The 16559-nt window shown below is 67.2% G+C and carries 18 protein-coding genes; 16 read left to right on the top strand and 2 right to left on the bottom strand.

Features of this window, described 5'->3' with window-relative positions; translation table 11 throughout:
- Positions 1-14 precede the first annotated feature (14 nt).
- On the top strand, positions 15-1019 hold the full coding sequence (gene cobD / locus MHA02_RS00175) for a threonine-phosphate decarboxylase CobD (protein WP_147075952.1): 1005 nt from the start codon (positions 15-17) through the stop codon (positions 1017-1019).
- On the opposite strand, the gene MHA02_RS00170 is transcribed toward cobD, so the two are convergent.
- Positions 1006-2178, bottom strand: a complete 1173-nt coding sequence (locus MHA02_RS00170) for an MFS transporter (RefSeq protein WP_147076007.1) — start codon at positions 2176-2178, stop codon at positions 1006-1008. The two genes, cobD and MHA02_RS00170, sit on opposite strands and share 14 nt — an antisense overlap.
- Before the next feature lie 331 nt (positions 2179-2509).
- Between MHA02_RS00170 and MHA02_RS00165 the strand changes: the two genes are divergently transcribed.
- From MHA02_RS00165 to MHA02_RS00140, 6 genes are all read left to right on the top strand, one after another.
- The gene (locus MHA02_RS00165; RefSeq protein WP_147075951.1) at positions 2510-2716 is read left to right on the top strand and encodes a hypothetical protein; all 207 of its coding nucleotides are present in this window, start codon (positions 2510-2512) and stop codon (positions 2714-2716) included.
- A 136-nt stretch (positions 2717-2852) separates the two neighbouring features.
- Positions 2853-4259 (top strand): malonyl-CoA decarboxylase, encoded by a 1407-nt coding sequence (locus MHA02_RS00160; protein ID WP_147075950.1) that lies wholly within the window; start codon positions 2853-2855, stop codon positions 4257-4259.
- 254 nt (positions 4260-4513) lie between these two features.
- Complete coding sequence (petA, locus tag MHA02_RS00155; RefSeq protein WP_147075949.1) at positions 4514-5086, top strand: ubiquinol-cytochrome c reductase iron-sulfur subunit; 573 nt, start codon at positions 4514-4516, stop codon at positions 5084-5086.
- Positions 5087-5132: 46 nt separating this feature from the next.
- Complete coding sequence (locus tag MHA02_RS00150) at positions 5133-6455, top strand: cytochrome b (protein ID WP_238180346.1); 1323 nt, start codon at positions 5133-5135, stop codon at positions 6453-6455.
- Between the two features lie 19 nt (positions 6456-6474).
- The gene (locus tag MHA02_RS00145) at positions 6475-7365 is read left to right on the top strand and encodes a cytochrome c1 (RefSeq protein WP_238180350.1); all 891 of its coding nucleotides are present in this window, start codon (positions 6475-6477) and stop codon (positions 7363-7365) included.
- A 123-nt stretch (positions 7366-7488) separates the two neighbouring features.
- Positions 7489-8364: an S-methyl-5'-thioadenosine phosphorylase gene (locus MHA02_RS00140; RefSeq protein ID WP_147075947.1), complete on the top strand. Its 876-nt coding sequence runs from the start codon at positions 7489-7491 to the stop codon at positions 8362-8364.
- On the opposite strand, the gene MHA02_RS00135 is transcribed toward MHA02_RS00140, so the two are convergent.
- Complete coding sequence (locus MHA02_RS00135) at positions 8361-9278, bottom strand: metallophosphoesterase (RefSeq protein WP_147075946.1); 918 nt, start codon at positions 9276-9278, stop codon at positions 8361-8363. The genes MHA02_RS00140 and MHA02_RS00135 overlap by 4 nt on opposite strands.
- A gap of 211 nt (positions 9279-9489) precedes the next feature.
- On the opposite strand from MHA02_RS00135, the gene hisB reads away from it, so the two are divergent.
- The 9 genes from hisB to MHA02_RS00090 all read left to right on the top strand — a co-directional run bounded on the left by hisB (position 9490) and on the right by MHA02_RS00090 (position 16387).
- Positions 9490-10077, top strand: coding sequence for an imidazoleglycerol-phosphate dehydratase HisB (hisB, locus tag MHA02_RS00130; protein ID WP_147075945.1), 588 nt, complete (start codon positions 9490-9492; stop codon positions 10075-10077).
- A gap of 52 nt (positions 10078-10129) precedes the next feature.
- Complete coding sequence (locus tag MHA02_RS00125) at positions 10130-10606, top strand: DUF2628 domain-containing protein (RefSeq protein ID WP_147076006.1); 477 nt, start codon at positions 10130-10132, stop codon at positions 10604-10606.
- Positions 10603-11265 carry an imidazole glycerol phosphate synthase subunit HisH gene (gene hisH, locus MHA02_RS00120; protein ID WP_147075944.1) on the top strand — a complete coding sequence of 221 codons (663 nt, stop codon included), beginning with the start codon at positions 10603-10605 and terminating at the stop codon, positions 11263-11265. Before MHA02_RS00125 ends, hisH begins: the two co-directional genes overlap by 4 nt.
- A 57-nt stretch (positions 11266-11322) precedes the next feature.
- Positions 11323-12060 carry a 1-(5-phosphoribosyl)-5-[(5-phosphoribosylamino)methylideneamino]imidazole-4-carboxamide isomerase gene (gene hisA / locus MHA02_RS00115; RefSeq protein WP_147075943.1) on the top strand — a complete coding sequence of 246 codons (738 nt, stop codon included), beginning with the start codon at positions 11323-11325 and terminating at the stop codon, positions 12058-12060.
- Positions 12061-12084: 24 nt separating this feature from the next.
- Positions 12085-12861, top strand: coding sequence for an imidazole glycerol phosphate synthase subunit HisF (gene hisF, locus MHA02_RS00110; protein WP_147075942.1), 777 nt, complete (start codon positions 12085-12087; stop codon positions 12859-12861).
- 108 nt (positions 12862-12969) lie between these two features.
- Positions 12970-13293: a phosphoribosyl-ATP diphosphatase gene (locus MHA02_RS00105; protein WP_147075941.1), complete on the top strand. Its 324-nt coding sequence runs from the start codon at positions 12970-12972 to the stop codon at positions 13291-13293.
- The gene (gene coaA / locus MHA02_RS00100) at positions 13290-14303 is read left to right on the top strand and encodes a type I pantothenate kinase (RefSeq protein WP_147075940.1); all 1014 of its coding nucleotides are present in this window, start codon (positions 13290-13292) and stop codon (positions 14301-14303) included. Before MHA02_RS00105 ends, coaA begins: the two co-directional genes overlap by 4 nt.
- Before the next feature lie 243 nt (positions 14304-14546).
- Positions 14547-15680 carry a transglycosylase SLT domain-containing protein gene (locus MHA02_RS00095; protein WP_147075939.1) on the top strand — a complete coding sequence of 378 codons (1134 nt, stop codon included), beginning with the start codon at positions 14547-14549 and terminating at the stop codon, positions 15678-15680.
- Between the two features lie 197 nt (positions 15681-15877).
- On the top strand, positions 15878-16387 hold the full coding sequence (locus MHA02_RS00090) for a response regulator (RefSeq protein ID WP_147076005.1): 510 nt from the start codon (positions 15878-15880) through the stop codon (positions 16385-16387).
- Positions 16388-16559 lie beyond the last annotated feature (172 nt).

The following is a 16559-nucleotide window of genomic DNA, read 5'->3' as shown; positions in this document are numbered from 1 at the left end:
ACGACGCGGATTTTATGGGGGAGCGTGCCCCGCCAGGGACCTTCCATGGCGGCGATCTCGACGCCGCCCGTAACCTGTTTCCGAACGCGCCGGAGCCCTGGCTCGACCTGTCCACCGGGATCAACCCGGTCCCCTATCCGCTGCCGACCTTCGAGGCCAGCGCCTTTCAGCGGCTTCCGTCCGCCTTCGACCTCCTGGCCCTGAAGCGTGCCGCGGCCACCGCCTACGGAGCACCGGGACCGGAGCACGTCGCCGCCGCCCCTGGATCGCAGATCCTCATCGAGACTCTTCCGCGGCTCAGGTCCGCATCCCGCGTCGCCGTCGTCGAGCCCACTTACGCCGAGCACGCGATGGCTTGGCGTAGGGCAGGCCACGCCGTCGAGACCGTGGCGGAGGTGCCTACGGCGGAGCGTTTCGACGTCGTCGTCGTCGTCAGTCCGAACAATCCCGACGGGCGGATCCACGCCGCCGACGTCCTCGTCCGATCGGCGTCTACCCTTGCGGCGAAGGGCGGCCTGCTCGTGGTCGACGAGGCTTTCGCCGACCTCGAAGACGAGGGGACGGCGGGAGCCGAGTTCGGCCCGAGTGCCGTGCGCCTGCGATCGTTCGGCAAGACCTATGGGCTGGCCGGCCTGCGCCTCGGCTTCGCGCTGACCGAGCCGGCTCTTGCCCGGCGCATCGAAGCCGCCCTCGGCCCCTGGGCCGTCTCGGGGCCGGCGATCGCCGCCGGCCTCGCGGCTTTACCCGATACGGCGTGGCTGGGAGAGGCCGCCGCGGCGCGGGCGCGGGATGCGGCACGGCTCGACCGGATGATCCTTCGCGGGGGCGGGCGGATCGTCGGCGGGACGGTGCTGTTTCGGACCGCGACGTTCGCGGACGGCCCGTCGCTGTTCCGGCGTCTCGGTGAGGCCGGCATCTACGTTCGTCGGTTTCCCGAGCGGCCGGCACAGCTCCGCTTCGGCCTGCCGCCGGACAAAGCCACGTGGTGCCGCCTGTCACGGGTGCTCAAGCCGGTTTAGCCCGGCCTCCGAACCAGGACACCACGAGGGCGCCGAGGGCGAAGGCACTGCCGACGAGGCAGACGCCGGGCCATCCGGCCATCAGGAAGGCCCGCGAGCCGGCAAAGGCCCCGATCGCGCCGCCGATGAAGACCGAGGTGAACAGCACGGTGTTGATCCGTCCCCTGGCTCCGGCGACGAGGGCATAGGCGCGGGTCTGGTTGGCGATGAGCGCCGCATTGATGCCGAGATCGATCAACAGGACGCCGATCGTGATGGCGGTCAGCGACCACGTGCCGCCGGCGGCCAGCACCGCGAAGGCGGCCAGCACACACAGGCTTCCGGCGATCACCACGGGACGCGCGCCGCGCCGATCGCTGTAGCGGCCGGACAGAGGCGCGACGATCGCGCCGGCCACGCCGATGACGCCGAACAGGCCCGCACCGGCCGGCGAGAGATCGAAAGGCGGGGCTTCGACGAGCAGCGCCAGCGTCGCCCAGAACGCGTTGAAGCTCGCAAAGAGAAGCCCCTGCGACAGGCTGGCATTCTGCAGCACCGGCTGCGAACGCAGGATGTGAAGCAGCGACGTCATGAGCGCGCGGTAGCGCAGCCGCTTCGTCGCTGAGGTCGGCAGGGTCGCGGCCGCGATGCCGGCCATGGCGACGGCAACGACGGCAGCCGCGAAAAAGACGGTGCGCCAGCCGTGATGCGCGCCGACGAATCCGCTGACGGTCCGTGCGAGCAGGATGCCGCAGAACAATCCGGTCATGACTTGCCCGACCATGCGCCCGCGGGTCGCATCGGGCGCGAGTTCGGCGGCGAAGGGCACGGCCTGCTGCGCGGCGGAGGCGAGGATGCCGATGGCAAGGCTCGCACATCCGAGCACCGTGAGATTCGGGCTCGACGCCGCGACGAGAAGTGCCACGGCCAGACCCAGCAACTGCCCGATGATCAGGCTTCTGCGCGGCAGGGCGTCGCCGAACGGTACGAGCCCGAGAATGCCGAGGCCATAGCCGACGAGACTGGCCGTTGGCACGACGAGGGCGGCTCGGTCGCCGAACTCGCCCACCAGCAGCGCGAGCAGAGGCTGATTGTAGTAGATGTTGGCGACCGCACCGCCAGCGATCAGGGTGAGACCGAACCGGGTTCGGACGGTGAATCCATGCGCGTCATCGCGCAGGGTGCCGGTCACGAAGTGGCCGTGGCGTTGGCCGGTCGAACCCGGGACATGGCGTGACGAGAGTTCGCGAGACTGGACATCCTGCTCGGCTATCGGGCTCGTCGCGGCGTCGCAAGGCACGCTGAGCCGCCGCCCGCGTATTACGGCCGTTGATCAATTCTGTGTGTCGGCGAAGAACCCCTTGGTGAAAAACACTTTCGAATCGCCAAATCACCCCCATATTCAGCGCTCTGCGGGACAAAAGGAGCCGTCCGCACCGGCATCGTCCGAGCCTGTGTCGCAGGGTCGCTCCTCTCGCCGCAGATCGCTGCTCGCAGACATGGAGTTGTGCGTGTCCAACTACCGCATCCATTTCGCCAAGGAGATTCTCGGCGTTCCGTTCACCGTCGGCTCCGTCGAGATCGCCAAGGCTCGCGATCCGGACCGGGCGCTGCGTGCTGCCGAGATCCGCTTTGCCCGCCAGCATGGCCTGGTCGACTGGCGCGAGCGTGCGGACACTGCCGACATCGCTGCCCTCGGCGACGGCAGTCGCGGCTGATCCACTGAGGGAATGGCAACAGTGCCCGCCATGTGCTGGCCGAAGTCGGCTCGAACCATTAAACTCCCCCGCTGAGTAGGACGGCCACTCCTTCGTCCTGCTCGGTGACCGGAGCCGAAGGGTCGGGCGGCGTTTCATGGCGGCGATCTCATTCCTCGGCGACTTGCTTCAGACGATCGGTGATCGTGGACGCGACCTGATCGCGTTCGGCCGCGGCGAACTTGCCCGCGCCGACACTGCCGCGGACCTGTTGCGGCTTTGCGAGGATCTGATCTCCCGGCGCGGTGAGGCGTCGGGCGTCGCCCTCGCCCGTCTGATCCTCGAACGCTACGCTGCGCTCCCACAGGAGGAGCGGCTCATCTTCCTGAGGCTGGTCGCAGCCGAGTTCGATGCCGACCATGAGGCCGTCGACGAAGCCATCGCCGCCTACAGGGCCAACCCGACCCGCGCGCAACTGGGCCTGCTGCACGAATCGGCCGAACCGCGGGCGCAGGAACTGATCCGCCGGCTCAACCTCGCCCGCGGCGGAACGCTGGCGCTGGTGCGGATGCGGCAGGACCTTTTCGTGCTGCGCAAACGTCTGAAGCAGGAGGAGGCCGACCCGGATCTGATCGATGCCGCGGGCAGCCTCGACAGCGATTTCGAGCACCTGTTTATGTCGTGGTTCAACCGCGGCTTTCTGGTGCTGCGGCACATCGACTGGAGTTCGCCGGCCGACATCCTCGAAAAGATCATTCGCTACGAGGCGGTGCACGAGATCGCGGACTGGGACGACCTGCGCCGGCGTATCGAGCCGCCGGATCGGCGTTGCTACGCCTTCTTCCACCCGGCCCTTCTCGACGAGCCGCTGATCTTCGTGGAGGTGGCGCTTACCTCGGGGATCGCCGCCTCGATCGGGCCGATCCTGGCGAACGAGCGCGAGCCGCTGCCGATGCGTTCGGCGACGACTGCGATCTTCTACTCGATTTCGAACTGCCAGCCGGGTCTTGCCGGTGTCACGTTCGGCAACTTTCTGATCAAGCAGGTGGTCGAGGATCTGGCGCGCGAGATCCCGACGCTGAAGACCTTCGTCACGCTCTCCCCGGTGCCGGGTTTCCGGAACTGGCTCGATCGCGAGCGCGGCTCGGATGCGCCCCAGGGCCTGACGCCCGAGGACGTCGAGACGCTGCGCCTGCTCGATTCCGACACGTGGCACCGCGACAAGACGAAGACCGAGGCGTTGCGCCGGGCGATGCTGCCAGCGGCTGCGGCTTATTTCCTCCGCGCCAAGAACGCCAAGGGCCGTCCGGCCGATCCGGTGGCGCGTTTCCATCTCGGCAACGGCGCGCGGCTGGAGCGCGTGAACTTCCTGGGCGACACGTCGCCGAAAGGGCTCTCGCAATCCTACGGCCTGATGGTGAACTACCTCTACGACCTCACGGCGATCGAGAAGAACCACGAGACCTACGCCAATCTCGGCACGGTCGCGGCCTCGTCGGCCGTCAGCCGGGAGTTGCGTGCGAACCTGCCGCCGCCGCGTACGCTCGTTCTCACGGAGGCCTGAACGACCGCCGGGGTGTAAAGCCCGTGTCGCGCCGGCTGGGCAGTCTAGACACGTTCGCATCTGTCATGTCACAGAGCGCCGCTACGCGCATGCGGTCGGGTGACCCCGGGTCGCATTGTCCGCAGCGACGCGATGGTGTCTGCCGTCACGTCAGGCTGACATCCTGCGCGAGGCTCGCTAGGCGCCGTACCGGCACGAGACCGGTCGGGCTGCCCGGCGAAACTTCGGCGCCTTCTCCGTTCGGAGCTTGAGTCTTGGCGAACACTTCGGCCACCCCTGCCGCCGCGCACGATCAAGACGGCAGCCGTCGCGACTTCCTGTTTCTCGCGACCGGCGCGGCCGTCGCCGTAGGGGGCGCCTTCGCGGCGTGGCCCTTCGTCTCCTCGATGCGGCCCGACGCTGCGACCATCGCCGCCGGTGCACCCCTCGACGTCGATCTCGCGCCGATCACCGATGGCCAGATCGTCAACGTGTTCTGGCGCGGCAAGCTGATCTTCGTCCGCAAGCTGACCGCGAAAGAGGTCACGGACATGAAAGCGATCCCGCTCTCGGAGCTCTCCGACCCCGCTCCGTTCGATGCCAGGGTCAAGTCCGGTCACGACCAGTGGCTCGTGGTCTACGGCAACTGCACCCATCTCGGCTGCGTGCCGATCGGCCACCAGGGTAATTTCGAAGGCTGGGCCTGCCCCTGCCACGGCTCGCAGTTCGATGCGGTCGGCCGCGTCCGCCGCGGACCCGCTCCGATCAACCTGCCGGTACCGCCTTACACCTTCGCTTCCGACACCAAGGTCCGGATCGGCGAAGAAGGCGGCAAGGCCGCAGCTTGAACCCAAGATACGCGGACACGATAAGCGGAGCTGAGCGGGTCAACCCATGAGCGCGCACGCCACCTCGACCTACGTTCCCAAGAGCCGCATCGCGAAGTGGTTCGAGTCGCGCCTGCCGCTCGTCGGTTTGGTGCACGGCTCGTTCATCGCCTATCCGGTTCCGCGAAACCTCAACTACTTCTGGACTTTCGGTGCGATCCTGTCGGCCTTCCTCGGCATCCAGATCGTCACCGGCGTCTGGCTGGCGATGCATTACGAGCCGTCGGCCGGGGCTGCTTTCGAGAGCGTCGAGCACATCATGCGCGACGTGAACTACGGTTGGCTGCTGCGCTACGCACATGCCAACGGCGCCTCGATGTTCTTCCTTGCGGTCTACGTCCACATCTTCCGCGCTCTCTATTACGGATCGTACAAGGCCCCGCGCGAGGTGCTCTACCTGCTCGGCGTCATCATCTACCTGCTGATGATGGCCACCGCCTTCCTCGGCTACACCCTGCCGTGGGGCCAGATGAGCTTCTGGGGCGCCACCGTCATCACCAACATCCTCGCTGCGATCCCGGTCGTCGGCGACTCGATCCAGAGCCTGCTCTGGGGCGGCTATTCGGTGGGCAATCCGACGATCAACCGCTTCTTCTCTCTGCACTATCTGCTGCCGTGGATGATCGCCGGCGTGGTGGTGCTGCACGTCTGGGCCTTGCACGTGACGGGTCAGAACAACCCGGCCGGTATCCCGATCAAGTCGAGCAAGGATGCGGTTCCGTTCACGCCCTACGCCACCGTGAAGGACGCGTTCGCGACGGTCGCGTTCATGATCATCTTCGCGTGGTTCGTCTTCTACCAGCCGAATTACCTCGGCCACGCCGACAATTACGTGCCGGCCAACGCCTCGGTGACACCGGCGCACATCGTGCCCGAATGGTACTTCCTCCCGTTCTACGCGATCCTGCGCGCGGTGCCGGACAAGCTCGGCGGCGTGATCCTGATGTTCGGCGCGGTCATCATCCTCGCCTTCGCGCCATGGCTCGACACCTCGCGGGTCCGCTCGACGAATTACCGCCCGGTCTACAAAGTCTTCTTCTGGGTGTTCGTGGTGAATGCGATCCTGCTCGGCTGGCTCGGCGCCAAGCCGCCGGAGGGTGGCTACGTCATCGTCGGCCGCATCTGCACCGTCTATTACTTTGCCCACTTCCTGCTGGTGATGCCGCTCTGCGGCCTGTTCGAGACGCCGAAGGCGCTGCCGGGCTCGATCCTCGAGACCGTCACCGGACCAGGCCAGACGGGTTGGGACGGGCGCCAGGGCGGCCAGCCGCAGGATCCCGACAAGGGCATCCCCGACTGGGCCATGCCCGATGCAGTCAAGCGTAGCTGAGCGGCGGGGACACCCAATGATGCGTTACCCCAGCCTTATCGCTGTCGGACTTCTGTCTGTCGTCGGCGTCGGCCAGGCCTCGGCCGAGGAGCACGGCCACAATCCGCCCCGTCAAAAGTGGAGCTTCGCCGGCGTGTTCGGCAAGTTCGACGAGGCGCAGCTTCAACGCGGCTTTCAGGTCTACAAGGAAGTCTGCTCGAACTGCCATTCGATGAAGCTGGTCCGCTTCCGCAATCTGGCGGAGGAGGGCGGCCCAGGCTTCAGCAAGGAGCAGGTCAAGGCCTTGGCCGAGACCTATCAGGTCAAGGAAGAGAACGACAAAGGTGAGGTCGTGGACCGTCCCGGCCGCGCCGCCGACGGCTTCCCGCCGATGTATCCGAACGAGAAGGCGGCCGCCGCCGCGCATGGCGGCAAGGCGCCGCCGGACTTCTCGGTGCTCGCCAAGGCCCGCACCTACGAGCGCGGCTTCCCGGCCTTCGTCTTCGATGCGCTGCCGCTGACCGGTTACTCGGAGCAGGGCGTCGACTACATCCACGCCCTCCTGAACGGCTACGGCGATGCGCCGGAAGGCAAGGAGGTCCCCGACGGGACCTACTACAACAAGTATTATCCGCAGGGTCAGGTGATCGCCATGCCGCCGCCGCTCAGCGACGGTGCCGTGACCTATCCGAAGAACGACAAGGGCGAGCCGGTCGCCCCGGAGACGACCGATCAGTACGCCAAGGACGTCGCGGCCTTCATGGCCTGGGCGGCCGAGCCGCACATGATGGCCCGCAAGGCTCTCGGGTTCCAGGTCATCCTGTTCCTGATCCTGCTTTCCGGCCTTCTTTATTACGTAAAGAAGCAGATCTGGAAGCCGCTCGGCGGCGAGGTCCACGGCCTGCAGCCGGAACTGCACAAGACGTTCTGAACCGGGTATTCTCGGCTTTCAGCGATCGACGAACGGGCCCCGCGCGGGCCCGTTTGCTTGCGCGGTATCGCCCGCAGCGGCAATACGCGGGAAGCATAGCGACGAAGAGAATGGGGATTGGCCATGACCGCAGCGGTTCTCGGCGTGATCGGCGGCTCGGGCGTCTACGACCTGCCGGGTCTTGAAGACATTCGTGAGGAAGCGATCGCCTCCCCCTGGGGCGAGCCGTCGGATGCCGTCCGTATCGGACGGATCGGGCGGACCCAGGTGGTGTTCCTGGCTCGCCACGGACGCGGCCATCGGCTCTCGCCGTCCGGCATCAACTACCGCGCCAACATCGACGTGCTGAAGCGGGCGGGCGTGACCGACCTCGTCGCGATCTCGGCCTGCGGCTCGTTCCGTAACGAACTGCATCCTGGCCTCTTCGTGCTCGTCGACCAGTTCGTCGACCGCACGCACGGCCGGGCCTCGTCGTTCTTCGGCAACGGCTGCGTCGCCCACGTGCCCTTCGCCCATCCCGTCGGCCCGAACCTCCAGAAGCGCATTCTTGAGGCAGCCGCAGCCGAGGAGATCACCGTCCACAAGGGCGGGACCTATGTCTGCATGGAGGGGCCGCAATTCTCCTCGCTCGCCGAGTCGAAGACCTACAAGGCCGCCGGCTACGATGTGATCGGCATGACCAACCTGCCGGAGGCGAAGCTGGCGCGCGAGGCGGAGATCACCTTCGCCACCATCGCCATGGTCACCGACTTCGATTGCTGGCATCCGAACCACGACGACGTGGACGTCGCCTCGGTCGTCGCCGTCGCCCGCGCCAATGCCGACCGGGCCGCACGCCTCGTCGCGCGGCTCGCCCGCGACTTCCCGTCGGAGCGTGAGGACTGCCCAGCCGGCTCGCATCGCGCCCTCGACGGCGCGATCATGACCGCCGCGAGCCACCGCGATCCGGAACTGCTCGCCAAGCTCGACGCCGTGGCGGGGCGTGTGCTGACGGCTTAGGCGCTGCGCAGCCGCAGCGAGCGGCTCGGTTCGCGGCCGAAGCCGCGGATGTCGAGCCGGTCGCCCGCGATCTCGACGATCGCGTAGGCGTTCTCCGCAGGCGTATCGACCATGCCGTGAAAATTCACGTAGTGGAGGCCCGCAGCCTCGGCGTAGTTGCCCGCGTGGTTGTGCCCGCAGAAATACGCCACGACGTGGGGATGGCGCGCGAGAAGCGCGGCGATCCGGCCCGAATCCCACATGTTGTGCGGGTTCGCCGGGAAGACCGGATAGTGGTTGAGCACGACCACCCGCTGGCGTTTGGCCCGCGCATCGTCGAGCACGTCGCCGAGCCAAGCGAATTGTGCATCACTGAGCGATCCATTCCACGGTTTGGCATTCTCCGCGCCTGCGGCCGCCAACACGCCGATCCGATCCTGCGCGATCGCCCAGCGCGGATCACCCGGAGGCGGCGCGAACAGCGAAACGTCGTTGCCGTCGAGGACGACGAAGCGCATGCCGCCTGCCGTGTAATCGTAGTGCGTCGCGGCGAGGCCGAGCAGGCCGGGCTGCGTCTTCAGGACGTCCGGCGCGAGCGCGTAATCGTGGTTGCCGAGCAGGACGACGTGGCGATGCCGCAGCGTCGCGTAGATCGGCAGGATCGCGTCGTAGCTCTCGGCATGCCGGTCGATGACGTCACCGAGGGTGACGACGAAGTCGAGGTCCTCTGCGTTGAACGCCGCGATTGCCGCGCGCAGCTTGCCCAAGCTGTTGCGGTAGTAGCGTTGCAGGCCGACATGCGGTTCTGCATCCGCATATTGCGGGTCGGCAACGACGCCGAAGCGCAGCGGCGCGGAACCTGCGGCCGACGCAGCGGGGAACGGCCCGGCGAGCATGGCGGCACCGCCGGCGAGAACGGTCCGTCGGGACGGCATGTCGAAATCCTGCGCGAACGTAGCGGTCGGATGGCAGCATAGCCGAACCGCCGCGCCGGGGCGTGACGATTGCGTGACCCGGAAAGCGGATACCGTTCCGTGTTTTCACGGGGCTTCGACGCGCGAAACTCTTCCCCCCGCGGCCGGAACCGCTCTAAAAGGCAGCCCCGGCCGCTCCAGCGGCTTTTTTCGATCAGGGCCCACATCAGCGATGCGCGCCGCGAGCATCAGCCGTCGTACGGCGGAGACCGACGTCAGCGTTTCGATCGCGCTCGACGGGACCGGCAAGGCGTCGATCGCAACCGGCGTCGGCTTCCTCGATCACATGCTCGAGCTCTTTGCCCGGCACGGTTTGTTCGATGTCGAGGTCAAGGTCACGGGCGACCTGCACGTCGACCAGCATCACACCACCGAGGATGCCGGCATCGCTCTCGGGCAATCCTTCGCCCGCGCGCTCGGCGACAAGCGCGGCATCCGGCGCTACGCCGACTTGCATCTGCCGATGGACGAAGCGCTGACCCGCGTCGCCGTCGACATCTCCGGTCGGCCGTTCCTGGTGTTCAAGACGGAATTCCGGGTCGAGAAGATCGGGCAATTCGACACCGAACTCGTGCGGGAGTGGTTCCAGGCCTTCGCCATGAACGCCGGCATCACGCTGCATGTCGAGACGCTTTACGGCGACAACGCCCATCACATCGCCGAGAGCTGCTTCAAGGGGCTGGCGCGGGCCTTGCGGCAGGCTGTTGCGGTCGATCCGCGTGAAGACGGTCGGGTGCCGTCGACCAAGGGCTCGCTCTAGTCGAGCGTCGTCCCACGAAACAGATGCTGCGAGCCAGGGGATCGGGATGCGCCTGCGGACCTACACCATTCACCTGCCCGAGGGCGCCCTGCGCGGCGATGCGGGTGCGCTGGATTCCGCCGCGATCGTGCCAGACGGTTTCTCGCGGCAGGCTTTCGCTTTCTCGGTGCTCTGGTTCCTGTTTCATCGCCTCTGGCTGGCGGCCCTTTTGGTATGCGCCCTGCTGGCCGCGCTCGTGATTGCGGGCCAGCTGCTTGGTATCTCGCCCGTCGCGGGCATCGTCATCTCGCTGCTGGCTTCCCTGCTGATCGGCCTCGAAGCGTCGAGCCTACGTCGCTGGACCTATGCGCGGAACGGCCGGCCAGCCCGCGACGCCGTCGTCGCCGCCTCTCGCGACGAGGCCGAAGCCAAAGCGGTGACGCGCTGGCTCGACCCGTCGGCGACGCCGCGGTCGCTGGCTCCGACGGCGGCCCGGCGGCTCGACGATTCGGTCATCGGCCTGTTTCCCGCCAGCGAAGGCCGTCGGTGACCCCTTTGACCGTTGCGATCATCGATTACGGGTCCGGCAACCTGCATTCGGCGGCGAAAGCCTTCGAGCGGGCCGCCCGCGATTCCGGCCTCGATGGAATGCGCATCCTCGTCACGGACAAGCCCGACGACGTAGCGCAGGCCGAGCGCATCGTTCTGCCGGGCGTCGGTGCCTATGCGGATTGCCGGCGCGGGCTCGATGCCGTGCCCGGCATGGTCGAAGCGATGACGCTGGCGGTGCGCGAGCGCGGTCGGCCGTTCCTCGGCATCTGCGTCGGCATGCAACTGATGGCGACCCGCGGGCTCGAATACGAGACGACGCCCGGTCTCGACTGGATCTCCGGGGACGTCGCCCCGATCGCGCCGACGGACCCTTCGCTCAAGATCCCGCATATGGGTTGGAATACGCTGACGGCGGATCGCGACCTGCCGCTGCTCGACGGCATCCCGACGGGGGACGACGGCCTTCACGCCTATTTCGTGCATAGCTATGCGCTGAAGCCGCTCGACCCCACCGACGTCGTCGCGCAGAGCGACTACGGTGGCCCCGTGACCGCGATGGTGGCACGCGACAACATCGCCGGCACGCAGTTCCACCCCGAGAAGAGCCAGCGCCTCGGTTTGGCATTGATCGCCAACTTTTTGCGGTGGCGTCCGTGACGCTCACGCGAGAGACTGCATGACTTTCGCTTCTGCAACTTATGGACGAGCCGTTTCGTGATCCTTTTTCCGGCGATCGACCTCAAGGACGGACGCTGTGTCCGCTTGATCCAAGGCGACATGGCGCAGGCCAAGGTGTTCAGCGACGATCCGGCCGCACAGGCGGCCGAGTTCGAGACGCAGGGCTTCGCCTGGATCCACGTAGTCGACCTCGACGGCGCATTCGCCGGTGCACCGCAGAATGCCTCGGCCGTGGATGCGATCCTGTCGCGTGTCACGGTGCCGGTTCAGCTCGGCGGCGGCATCCGTGAGATGCGGACGCTCGAAGGCTGGATCGAGAAGGGCGTGAGCCGCGTCATCATCGGCACCGCCGCCGTGCGCGACCCGGCCTTCGTGCACGAAGCCGCGCGCCGCCATCCGGGCAAGATCGCCGTCGGGATCGACGCCAAGGATGGCCGCGTCGCCGTCGAGGGCTGGGCGCAGACCTCGAGCATGACGGCGGAGGAACTCGGCCGCCGCTTCGAGGATGTCGGCGTGGCTGCGATCATCTACACCGACATCGCCCGCGACGGCATCCTCAAGGGTCTCAACATCGAGATGACCCTGGCGTTGGCCCATGCCGTCACGATCCCGGTGATCGCGTCCGGAGGCCTCGCCTCCATCGACGATGTCCACCGCATCCTGCAGCCCGATTGCGCGATGCTCGCCGGCGCTATCACCGGCCGCGCGCTCTATGACGGCCGCATCGATCCGCGCGAGGCCCTCGATGCGATCCGGCAGGCGCGCGCTGCCTGAGTCAGAATTCGGAAGCAACCGGCTTTGCTCAAGACCCGCATAATCCCCTGTCTCGACGTCAAGGACGGCCGCGTCGTCAAGGGCGTGCAGTTCCTCGAACTGCGCGACGCCGGCGATCCGGTGGAGTCCGCCAAGGTCTATGACGCGGCCGGTGCCGACGAACTCTGCTTCCTCGACATCGCCGCAAGCCACGAGAACCGCGGCACGTTGCTCGACGTGGTCAGCCGCACGGCCGAGGCCTGCTTCATGCCGCTCACCGTCGGCGGCGGCGTGCGTACGGTGGCGGATGTCCGCACGCTTCTGCTCGCCGGTGCGGACAAGGTCGGGATCAACACGGCGGCCGTGAAGAATCCCGAGGTGGTCGCCGCGGCGGCGGAGAAATTCGGCGACCAGTGCATCGTCGTCGCCATCGACGCGAAGCGCGTCTCGGGTCCGGGTGAGGTCCTTCGCTGGGAGATCTTCACCCATGGCGGCCGTACGCCGACGGGCATCGACGCCATCGAATTCGCGCAAGCCGTCGCCAAGCGGGGTGCGGGCGAACTTCTCGTGACGTCGATGGACAAGGACGGCACGCGGTCCGGCTACGATATCGCGCTCACCCGCGCGATCACGGACGCGGTGAACGTGCCGGTGATCGCCTCCGGCGGCGTCGGCGGGCTCGACGATCTCGTCGCGGGTGTGCGGGACGGTGGGGCCAGCGCCGTGCTCGCGGCCTCGATCTTCCATTTCGGCCAGCACACCGTCGGCGAGGCCAAGGCGCACATGGCGGCGGCCGGGCTCGCCATGCGGCTCGATCGCTGATGCCGGAGCTGAGCCGTCATCGGGGCCTGCTCCCTTGACTGAAAATAGTGCCGTAGATCAGGGTCCGACGCTGGCATTCCTTTCCGTCCACGCCCCTCAACGGACTACATGACCGCCTTTACCCTCCAGGATCTCGCCGATCTGGTCGATGCGCGCGCGGAGGCGCCGCCGGACAGTTCCTACACCGCCAAGCTCCTGTCGGGCGGCCCTGCGAAACCAGCCAAGAAATTGGGAGAAGAGGCCGTCGAGGCCGCAATCGCCGCGGTCCAGGGCGACCGGGCCGGTCTCGTCTGCGAAGCGGCGGACGTACTCTATCACCTCGTCGTTCTGCTGAAGGCCGGTGGCATCCCCCTCCACGAGGTTATGGCCGAGCTGGAGCGGCGCACGGCGCAGAGCGGGATCGCCGAGAAGGCCGCGCGGAGGCATACGTGAGCGGAGCGCCGATCCCCGCGATCGGCGTCGCGGATGCCGAGTGCCAAAACCCGGTGACCGGCGAAGGCCCGGATCGGCTTTCGCCCTACCGACTGTTCACGCGGGCCGAGTGGGCGCAGCTGCGCGCCGACACGCCGCTGACGCTCGACGTCGAGGACGTGGCCCGGCTGCAATCCATCAACGATCCGATCTCGATCGAGGAAGTGGTGGCGATCTACTTGCCGTTGTCGCGGCTGCTGTCGCTCTACGTCGCGGCGACCCAAGGTCTGTTCAAGGCGACCCAGCGGTTTCTCATGGCCGAGCGTGAGGCCAAGGCACCCTACATCATCGGTCTCGCCGGTTCGGTGGCAGTCGGCAAATCGACGACGGCGCGGGTGCTCAAGGCCCTGCTGGCGCGCTGGCCGAACACGCCGAAGGTCGACCTCATCACCACCGACGGCTTCCTGCACCCGAACGCCGAGCTGAAGCGGATGGGGGCGATGGAGCGGAAGGGCTTTCCGGAGAGCTACGACACGGCCGCCCTCCTGCGCTTCCTCACCGATATCAAGGCGGGCAGGAAGCGTGTCGCCGCCCCGGTCTATTCTCACCTCGTCTACGATGTGGTGCCGGGTGAGGAGCAGGTGATCGAGCAGCCCGACATTCTGATCGTCGAGGGCCTGAACGTTCTGCAGCCGGCGCGCCTGCCCCGCGACGGCACCGCCATCCCGTTCGTCTCCGACTTCTTCGACTTCTCGATCTACCTCGACGGCCACGAGGACGACCTGCACCGCTGGTACGTCAATCGCTTCCTGCGCTTGCGCCAGACAGCCTTCCGCAATCCGCTCTCGTACTTCCGGAAGTACGCCGAGGCGAGCGAGACCGAGGCCCTCGATATCGCCGACGGTCTCTGGGCGACAATCAACCTGCCCAACCTTCGCGACAACATCCTGCCGACGCGTCAGCGCGCGAGCCTGATTCTCGCCAAGGGCGCAAGCCACCGAATCGAGAGCGTGGCCCTGCGCCGGCTCTGAGCGAACCGGCTCATGAAACAGCCATAAAGCGTGGCCGTTCGGCCACGGCGGGCTGGAAATTGCAGCGCTTCGTCCGCTCGTCCCGCGAGAAGCTTGGCCGCGCCCTGGCCGTAGCGCCCGATTTCCCCTGCACTGCCTTCGGTCTGCCACAAGCGCAGCCGTGTTGTCGCCACACCGGTCAAGAAAAGTTCGGGTCATCGACAGGCCGTGAACAGCGGCGATTCAGGGGATAAGCGACCGATCATGCAGGGCCGCGCGAACCGCTCGCAGACCACGACCTCAGCCCACCGTTTTGGTGCCGGAGCCCGGCACGACGTCATCGCCCTGTCCAACGAAGTCGGACGCAACCACGGCAGCCGCACTGCGCTCGTCCGTTCGATACTCTCGATGACCTTGGTCGCAGGCGGCCTCAGCGCGGTTCTGCTCAATGCCGGCACCGATCTCGGCCGGGCCGAGGCCTCGACCAAGGTCGTGAGCGAGTTCGCGATGCCGAAGCCCCGCCTCCAGGCGCTTGCGCCCGAGGCGCCCGAGCCGCAGATCAGCCTGAAGGCGGCATCGAGCTTCGCCGCCGTGCACGATCTCGACACCGAACTCGGCGGCAACAGCGTCGATAGGGTCTCCTACGACTTCCTGCTCTCCCAGACCGCCACCGGCGATCCGAACGACATCCTCGAATTCGGACCGATGAAGATCCGCCGACATATCGTCCAGACGATCGTGAAGGCAGCCCAGGCCGTTCAGACCGATCCGGTCCTGCTGATGGCGGTGGCCGACAAGGAATCGAGTTTCATCACCGCGGTCCAGGCCAAGACATCGTCGGCGACGGGCCTGTTCCAGTTCATCGAGCGGACCTGGCTCGGCGTCGTGCGCGATTTCGGCCCCCAATACGGGCTCGCGCAGGAGGCGGCACTGATCACGGCCGACGGCAACGACCGGCCTGTGATCACCAATGCCGCCGATCGCGTCCGCGTCCTCGAGCTGCGCCGGGATCCATACCTGTCGGCCCTGATGGCCGGCGAGATGCTGAAGCGCGACGCAGCCCGGATCTCGCAGACCATCGGCCGCGAGCTCTCCCTCGGCGAGATCTATCTCGCCCACTTCCTCGGCCCCAACGACGCCGAGAGCTTCCTCTCGAAGGTCGTCGACAAGCCGGGCTCCGCCGCCGCCACCCTGCTGCCCGGCCCGGCAAGGGCCAACCGCTCGATCTTCTTCGGAGCCGGCTCGGGCCGCGGCCGTCGCGCCAAGAAGGCGTCGAGCCTCTCGGTCGCGCAGGTCCACGAGAAGTTCGAGGCGATGATGAGCACCCGCGGCGACCGTTACCGCGACGTGACCTCGGTCGCCGGCGTCATGGCCTACGTCGACGCCGCGAGCCAGTGACGCGGCAAGCTTTTCGCTGGCGAAAAGGTCAAGCCGACGCAACTGAGCACCGGCTGTCGACATTCATACCGAGGTGTCTGCGCGTGTCGCGGCTGCGAGGTGTGAGGAATTCCGTGCGAAAGCCGAACCCAGCGTCGCTCGACGGAATGCGCCCGAATGTCGGGCGCAGCGGCACGCACGACCCGCTCCTGCCCGGCATGCCCCTCGACCAGATCGGACAGGCGCTCGCCTCGGCCTACGACGCGCTTGTCTCCGAAGGCGTGCCGGAGCATCTCGCTGCGCTCGTTCGACGTGTGAAGCATACCGACCTCGACGTGCCCAAGCGGGCTGCGCGGCTGGCCCTCGTCGTCGAGGACGATCCCGACGTGCGCGACCTCGCGGAAGCCCTGCTCGAAGAGACCGAATTGTCGGTCGTCGGCTGCGACAGTGCCGAGCGGGCTCTGCAGGTCCTGCGCGAATGCGGAGGGGACGTTGCGCTCGTCTTCGCCGATATCCGCCTCGCCGGTCAGATGGATGGCATTCAGCTGGCGAATGCCGTCGCGACGCTCTGGCCCAAGGCTCGCCTCGTCGTGACGTCCGGCGTCGCGCCCGAACGCAGCGACGAGATTCCCGAGCGTGCCGTCTTTATCCCGAAGCCGTGGCGGGCGCTCGACGTTCTCGTCGAAGCCGGTCGGGCCTCGGACGAGCCGCCGCCTGCGGTCGCCTGACGCTCCGGCCGACGGGGTGGCGTAGCCGGGACGAGGCGCGCGGCTTGCAAGGTGGCGTGCGGATCATCGGCGAAGTCCGGTTCCGTTTCGCCGGACGAAGCCGCAGGGCCGCACTTCTGCACCTTCGTCACATCTGCAGACGGTCGCACGGACTTACGACATGGCGCCATGC

The organism is Methylobacterium haplocladii (assembly GCF_007992175.1).
GTDB classification, from domain to species: domain Bacteria; phylum Pseudomonadota; class Alphaproteobacteria; order Rhizobiales; family Beijerinckiaceae; genus Methylobacterium; species Methylobacterium haplocladii.
The sequence above is the reverse complement of the archived record's forward strand: the minus strand, read 5'-3'. Positions and strand labels throughout refer to the sequence as shown.